This is a genomic window from Polaromonas sp. YR568, assembly GCF_943371715.1.
Lineage (GTDB): Bacteria > Pseudomonadota > Gammaproteobacteria > Burkholderiales > Burkholderiaceae_C > Polaromonas.
Genome location: NZ_CALRVW010000033.1, coordinates 35229 through 41785 on the forward strand (window position 1 = coordinate 35229; position 6557 = coordinate 41785).

6 protein-coding genes are annotated in these 6557 nt (G+C 65.7%); 2 read left to right on the forward strand and 4 right to left on the reverse strand.

What is annotated here, in order from left to right; genetic code table 11:
• Positions 1 to 83: 83 nt before the first annotated feature.
• Together AAG813_RS18000 and AAG813_RS18005 are read left to right on the forward strand one after the other, a co-directional pair.
• Positions 84 to 2168 carry a M3 family metallopeptidase gene (locus AAG813_RS18000; protein ID WP_341917262.1) on the forward strand — a complete coding sequence of 695 codons (2085 nt, stop codon included), beginning with the start codon at positions 84 to 86 and terminating at the stop codon, positions 2166 to 2168.
• A 22-nt stretch (positions 2169 to 2190) separates the two neighbouring features.
• Positions 2191 to 2844, forward strand: coding sequence for a glutaredoxin domain-containing protein (locus tag AAG813_RS18005; protein ID WP_341917264.1), 654 nt, complete (start codon positions 2191 to 2193; stop codon positions 2842 to 2844).
• Positions 2845 to 2868: 24 nt separating this feature from the next.
• On the opposite strand, the gene otnI is transcribed toward AAG813_RS18005, so the two are convergent.
• The 4 genes from otnI to ltnD all read right to left on the reverse strand — a co-directional run.
• Complete coding sequence (gene otnI / locus AAG813_RS18010) at positions 2869 to 3702, reverse strand: 2-oxo-tetronate isomerase (RefSeq protein WP_341917265.1); 834 nt, start codon at positions 3700 to 3702, stop codon at positions 2869 to 2871.
• Positions 3703 to 3787: 85 nt separating this feature from the next.
• Positions 3788 to 4471 (reverse strand): aldolase, encoded by a 684-nt coding sequence (locus AAG813_RS18015; protein ID WP_341917266.1) that lies wholly within the window; start codon positions 4469 to 4471, stop codon positions 3788 to 3790.
• On the reverse strand, positions 4468 to 5739 hold the full coding sequence (gene otnK, locus AAG813_RS18020) for a 3-oxo-tetronate kinase (protein ID WP_341917267.1): 1272 nt from the start codon (positions 5737 to 5739) through the stop codon (positions 4468 to 4470). The genes AAG813_RS18015 and otnK overlap by 4 nt, the downstream gene beginning before the upstream one ends.
• Positions 5736 to 6557: L-threonate dehydrogenase (ltnD, locus tag AAG813_RS18025; RefSeq protein ID WP_341917268.1), on the reverse strand; the 822-nt coding region annotated here is incomplete at its 5' end. The genes ltnD and otnK, both read right to left, overlap by 4 nt.

Sequence of the window (6557 nt, forward strand, 5' to 3'; positions counted from 1 at the left end):
AGTTGGCTGGCCAGCGCGGCATTTTCCTTTTTTGTCCCGCACTTCCCCTTTAGATCGGGTGCCTGCGCCCACAACTGATGGACATGACCACATTGACCGCCTCCAACCCCCTCCTCGATTTTTCCGGCCTTCCCCTGTTTGACCGCATCGCGCCCGAGCATGTGGGCCCGGCGGTTGACGTGTTGCTGGCACAGGCCGAAACCGCGCTCGAACGCGTCACCGCACCCGAGTTTCCGGCGCGCTGGAGTGACATTGCCAGCGTGCTGGACGTGGCCACCGAAAACCTGGGCCGTGCCTGGGGTGCGGTCAGCCACCTCAACAGCGTGGCGGACACGCCCGAACTGCGCGCCGCCTACAACGCCGCCCTGCCGCGTGTCACCGAGTTCTGGACCCGCCTGGGCGCCGACGAACGGCTGTACGCCAAATACAAGGCCATCGATGTGGCGTCGCTGAACCCCGAACAGCGCCAGGCGCACAAGAATGCCGTGCGCAACTTCGTGCTGTCGGGCGCCGAACTGCTGGGAGCAGCCAAGGACCGGTTTGCCGCCATCCAGGAGCGCCAGGCCGAACTGAGCCAGAAATTCAGCGAAAACGCGCTCGACGCCACAGAGGCTTATGCCTACTACGCACGCGAAGACGAACTCGCCGGTGTGCCGGCCGACGTGGTCCAGACGGCCCGCGCGCAGGCCGAAGCCGAGGGCAAGGAAGGCTACAAGCTCACGCTGAAGATGCCCTGCTACCTGCCCGTCATGCAGTTTGCCGACAGCTCCGCCCTGCGCGAAACGCTGTACAAGGCCTACAGCACCCGCGCCAGCGACCAGTCGCCGGCGGAATTCAGCCGCTTCGACAACAGCGCCGTGATGCAGGAAATCCTCGCCTTGCGACTCGAGGAGGCGCAATTGCTCGGTTACCGCAATTTCGGCGAGGTGTCGGTGGTTCCCAAGATGGCCGACTCGCCCGCACAGGTGATCGACTTCCTGCGCGATCTGGGTCAGCGCGCCAAACCCTATGGCCTCAAGGACGTGTCCGACCTGCGCACCTTTGCCGCGGAAAAGCTGGGCCTGGACGACCCGCAGCCCTGGGACTTCACCTGGATCGCCGAAAAGCTCAAGGAGGCGCGTTATGCCTTCAGCGAGCAGGAAGTCAAGCAGTACTTCACCGCACCCAAGGTGCTGGCCGGCCTGTTCCGGATTGTTGAGACCCTGTTTGAAGTGGCGATTCGCCCGGACACGGCGCCGGTCTGGAAGCCCGGCGTCGAGTTCTACCGCATCGAGCGCAACGGCGAACTGGTGGGACAGTTCTACCTGGACCGCCCGGCGCGCACCGGCAAACGCGGCGGCGCCTGGATGGACGATGTGCGCGCGCGCTGGCTGCGCCCCGACACCGGCACCCTGCAAACGCCGGTGGCGCACCTGGTCTGCAACTTTGCCGATGGCGTGGGCGGCAAGCCGGCCCTGCTGACGCATGACGACGTGACCACGCTGTTCCACGAGTTCGGGCACGGCCTGCACCACATGCTGACCCAGGTCAACGAGCACGATGTCTCCGGCATCAGCGGTGTCGAATGGGACGCGGTCGAGCTGCCCAGCCAGTTCATGGAAAACTTCTGCTGGGAGTGGGAGGTGCTCAAACACATGACCGCCCATGTGGACACCGGCGAGCCGCTGCCGCGCGCCCTGTTCGACCGGATGCTGGCCGCCAAGAACTTCCAGAGCGGCATGCAGACCCTGCGCCAGATCGAGTTTTCGCTGTTCGACATGTTGCTGCACACCGAGTGGCAACCTGGCGGCGACGTGATGGCGCTGCTGGCCGGCGTGCGCGACGAATTCGCGGTGATCACCCCGCCGCCCTACAGCCGCACCGCGCATACATTCAGTCACATTTTTTCCGGTGGGTATGCGGCTGGCTATTACAGCTACAAATGGGCTGAAGTCCTCTCGGCAGACGCCTATGCGGCCTTTGAGGAAAGTGCACAAAGCGCCACACCTGCAGGTAGAAACACTGACGCCGATGCCGGGTCCAGCCCCGTTAATCTGGAAACTGGCAGAAAATACCGCCAGGCCATTCTGGAGGCCGGTGGCAGCCGCCCGGCGATGGAATCGTTCAAGGCCTTCCGTGGCCGCGAGCCTTCCATCGACGCGTTGTTGCGGCACCAGGGCATGGCGTGAGTGACCTCAAACGGAGTGATGCATGACCTCGAACGCTATCAAATTTGCAGCATTTAGCGCAGTATTGACGCTGGCTGCGGGCACATTTTCTTCTCTTACCCAGGCCCAGCCCGTCTACCGCATCGTCGGCCCGGACGGCAAGGTCACCTTTTCCGACAAGCCGCCCCCAGCCGCAAGCAATGCCAAAGTGACGGCGGCCGGCGCCGATGGTGCCCGCGGCATCGCCACGGCCTCGCTGCCCTTTGAGCTGCGCAAGGTCGCTGGCCAGTACCCGGTCACGCTGTATTCGGGCGAGAACTGCGGTCCCTGCGCCTCGGCCCGTTCCCTGCTGACCACGCGCGGTGTTCCCTTCACCGAAAAAACCGTCTCGACCAACGAAGACGCGCAGGCGTTGCAGCGCCTGAGCGGCGACAACTCCCTGCCTTTTCTGACCATAGGCAGCCAGCAACTCAAGGGTTTCTCGGATGCGGAATGGACACAGTTCCTCGACGCAGCGGGTTACCCGAAATCGTCGGTGCTGCCGGCCAGCTACCGCCAGCCCCCGGCCACCCCCCTGGTGACGGTGGCGCCGACCCCCGCACCGGCCACCACCGCGGCAGCGCGGCCCGGCACGCCGGCCGCGCCCTCCACCCCGGTGACACCCGCGCCGAGCAATCCTGCCGGCATCCGTTTTTAACGAATCAGCGGGTGCAGGTGACGGTCAGCGTGGCAGCCAGCCGAGGCCTGCCGACGTGCCGCCGGGCTGCCCGCCCTTTTTCGGCCTGTATTCGCAGCCGATCCAGCCATCCCAGCCGCAGGCCGCGGACACCTCGTCGATCACACTGAACAGGTACGGGTAGTTGAGCTCCCCGATGTCGGGCTCGTGCCGCTCGGGCACACCGGCAATCTGAAAATGGCCGACGGCTCCGGTCGGCAGGTAGTGGCGAATCTTGGTCGCCACATCCCCCTCGACGATCTGGCAGTGGTACAGGTCCATCTGCACCTTGAGGTTGGACGCGCCGACCTCGGTCACGATCTCGTGCGCATGGTCCTGCCGGTTCAGAAAAAAACGCGGCACATCGCGCGTGTTGATCGGCTCGATCAGGACATCCCGCCCGTGTTTCGCCGCCTCGGCCGCCGCCCAGCGCAGGTTGGCCACATAGACCGGCCGCACGTCCTCGCGCTCCTGCCCCGCGTCAACCAGACCGGCCATGAGGTGAATACGCGGGCAATCCAGCGCCTCGGCATAGGCCAGGGCCAGCAGCACACCGGCGCGGAACTCCGCCTCGCGGCCCGGCACGGCGGCCGTGCCCTTGTCACCGGCCTGGTCCCAGGCCCGGGCAATGGACGCCGCATCGGTTCCGCCCGGCGGCGCGTTGAACAGCACCTGCTGCAGGCCGTTGCCCTTCAGGCGCGCGGCCAGTTCATCCTTGCTGAAGGCATAAGGAAAAAGAAACTCCACCGCCTTGAAACCGTCTTTCGCGGCCGCCTCGAAGCGGTCCAGAAACGGCAACTCGGGGTACATCATGGACAGGTTGGCGGCGAATTTAGGCATGGTGGTGTTTTTGAAATACTATGAAATAGATAGCTGCTAGCGCTTGTAAACAAATGGCTGCAGGCCGATTCGACTCTAAAAAAGCTTACCAGCGGGCGCCGAAGGTCTGGCGCAGCTCGTCGATCTGCGCAGTGGTCAAAGGCTGGACCGGGGCGCCTTCCAGGCACAGCAGCCGGGCGGTTTCCTCAAGCTCTTCCAGCACAGCCATGGCCGCGGCCGGACTCTGGTGCCAGACATTGGGCCCCAGCCGCGCCAGCATCACCGCGCGTAGCGGCGTGCCCTGCCGGCCGTAACGCGTGATGGCCTGCGCCACCAGCGCCGCCGCCGCCGGGTCGCCCGGGCGGTGGTAGTTGATGACCGGCACATGGCCAACCTTCATGACGAAATAAGGCGTGAGCGCCGGCAGCAACTCCTCGCCGGTGGCACGCAGGCTCAGCGCCACGCAGTGGGTGCTGTGGGTGTGGATCACGCACCGCGTCGCCGGGTCAAATTCGGAGGCTGCCGCGTAAATGCCGGCGTGCAGCGCGATGGTCTTGCTCGCCGTGTCGCCGCTGAGCTGCTTCGCATAAGCGTCGAGCCGGGCCAGCCGCGCCGGGTCCAGAAAACCCAGGCAGGCATCGGTCGGCGTGATCAGGAAACCACCGCCCACCGAGGCGTCGAGCCGAACGCTGATGTTGCCGGCGGTCGCATGCACATAACCGCGGTCGAACAGGCTTTTGCCAACGCGGCAGATCTCTTCCCGGGCCTGGTTTTCGGTGAGTGCGGTCATGCGAGCATCGTAAAGGCTTTGGTAAAGAAATCGTCGGTGCCGAAGTTGCCCGACTTCAGCGTCAGGTGCAGGCCTTCCAGAGGAGCAAGGTCGCACAGGGCATGACACCAGGGCACACCCGGGTCGATCTGCGGGCCGATCTGCATCTGCGTGATGCCCAGCGCCTGCACGCAGGCACCCGAGGTTTCGCCGCCGGCCACCACCAGTTGCCGCACGCCCAGCTGAACCAGGCCGCGCGCCACCGCGGCCAGCGTGTCTTCGACCATCGCGCCGGCTTCTGCCACCCCGAGCCGGCCCTGCACCGCCTTCACGTCGCCGCTGTCGGCGGTGGAATACACCAGCACGGGCCCCTGCGCCAGCAAAGGCTGGGCCCAGGCCAGCACCTCGGCCGCCACATCCGCACCCGAGGCGATGCGCAGTGGGTCGATCGCCAGCGCCGGATGGCCCTGCTTCATGAAGTCCAGCACCTGCCGGTTGGTTGCCAGCGAGCAGCTGCCCGACACCACTGCCTGCAGGCCGCGGGCGGCCGGCAAGCGGCTGGCCTGATCCGAAGGCGTGATGCCGAAGTTGGCCGGCAGGCCGATGGCCACGCCGGAACCGGCCGTGACCAGGGGCATGTCCTGGAGTGCCGGGCCCAGGCGCAGCAGGTCCTCGTTGGAGACCGCGTCCACGATGGCCACGCCCACACCTTCTGCCTGCAGTTGCGCCATGCGCTCGCGCACCGCCGCCGCGCCGCGCGCCACCACCGTGTGGGCTATCAGGCCGACACGCCGCTTCGTCTGCGACTGCAGCACCCGCACCAGGTTCGCGTCCGTCATCGGCGTCAGCGGGTGGTTCTGCATGCCGCTTTCGGAAAGCAGCACATCGCCGACAAACAGGTAACCCTTGAACACCGTGCGCTGGTTGTCGGGGAAGGCCGGCGTGGCGATCGTGAAGTCCGTCTGCAGCGCGTCCATCAGCGCCTCGGTCACCGGGCCGATGTTGCCGCGGGCCGTGCTGTCGAAGGTCGAGCAGTACTTGAAATAGATCTGCTGCGCGCCCTGGGCCTGCAGCCAGGCCAGGGCAGCCAGCGATTCGGCCACGGCCTGGTCAGGCGGCACGGTGCGTGATTTGAGTGCGACCACCACGGCATCGACTTCGGCGCCCAGTGGTCCGGATGGCACACCTATGGTTTGGACCACCCGCATGCCGGCACGCACCAGATTGTTGGCCAGATCCGTCGCGCCGGTGAAATCGTCAGCAATACATCCGAGGCTGATCTTGTTCATGGCTTTTTCGGCAGTTCAATGCCCGGAAAAATCTTGATCACCGCGCTGTCGTCCTCTTTCGCAAAACCGGCCGTCGAGGCCTGCATGAACATCTGGTGCGCGGTGGAGGACAGCGGCAGCGGGAATTTGCTGGCGCGCGCCATGTCGAGCACGATGCCGAGGTCTTTCACGAAGATGTCCACCGCCGACAGCGGCGTGTAGTCGGCCGCCAACACGTGGGCCATGCGGTTCTCGAACATCCAGCTGTTGCCCGCGCTGTGCGTGATCACCTCGTAGAGCGCGGCCGGATCCACCCCTTCGCGCAGACCCAGCGCCATCGCTTCGGCAGCCGCGGCGATGTGCACACCCGCCAGCAACTGGTTGATGATCTTGACCTTGCTGCCGGCACCGGCCGCGTCACCGAGCTTGTAGACCTTGGCGGCCATCGCGTTGAGCACGGGTTCGGCCCTGGCATACGCGGCCGGCACACCGGCGCTCATGATGGTCATCTCGCCGCTGGCGGCCTTGGCGGCGCCGCCGGAAATCGGGGCGTCGATGTACAGCAGGCCGAGTTCGGCCAGGCGTTTTTCCTGGGCCATGGACCAGTTCGCGTCCACCGTGGAGCACATCACAAACACGCTGCCGGGCTTCATGGCCGCCGCACAACCATCGGGGCCATACAACACCGACTCGGTCTGCGCCGCATTGACCACCACCGACACGACCACGTCGCAAGCCGCCGCCAGCTCGGCCAGCGAGGCGCAGGCGACACCGCCGCCCTCGGCAAAAGCCTGCGCCACCCCGGGCCGCACATCAAACACAAACACCCGGTAACCGGC

Bases quoted from the DNA above. Each gene is read 5' to 3' on its own strand.
- AAG813_RS18000 (WP_341917262.1), top strand. From the start codon at position 84: ATGACCACATTGACCGCCTCCAACCCCCTCCTCGATTTTTCCGGCCTT.
- AAG813_RS18005 (WP_341917264.1), top strand. From the start codon at position 2,191: ATGACCTCGAACGCTATCAAATTTGCAGCATTTAGCGCAGTATTGACG.
- otnK (WP_341917267.1), bottom strand. From the start codon at position 5,739: ATGAACAAGATCAGCCTCGGATGTATTGCTGACGATTTCACCGGCGCG.
- AAG813_RS18015 (WP_341917266.1), bottom strand. From the start codon at position 4,471: ATGACCGCACTCACCGAAAACCAGGCCCGGGAAGAGATCTGCCGCGTT.
- otnI (WP_341917265.1), bottom strand. From the start codon at position 3,702: ATGCCTAAATTCGCCGCCAACCTGTCCATGATGTACCCCGAGTTGCCG.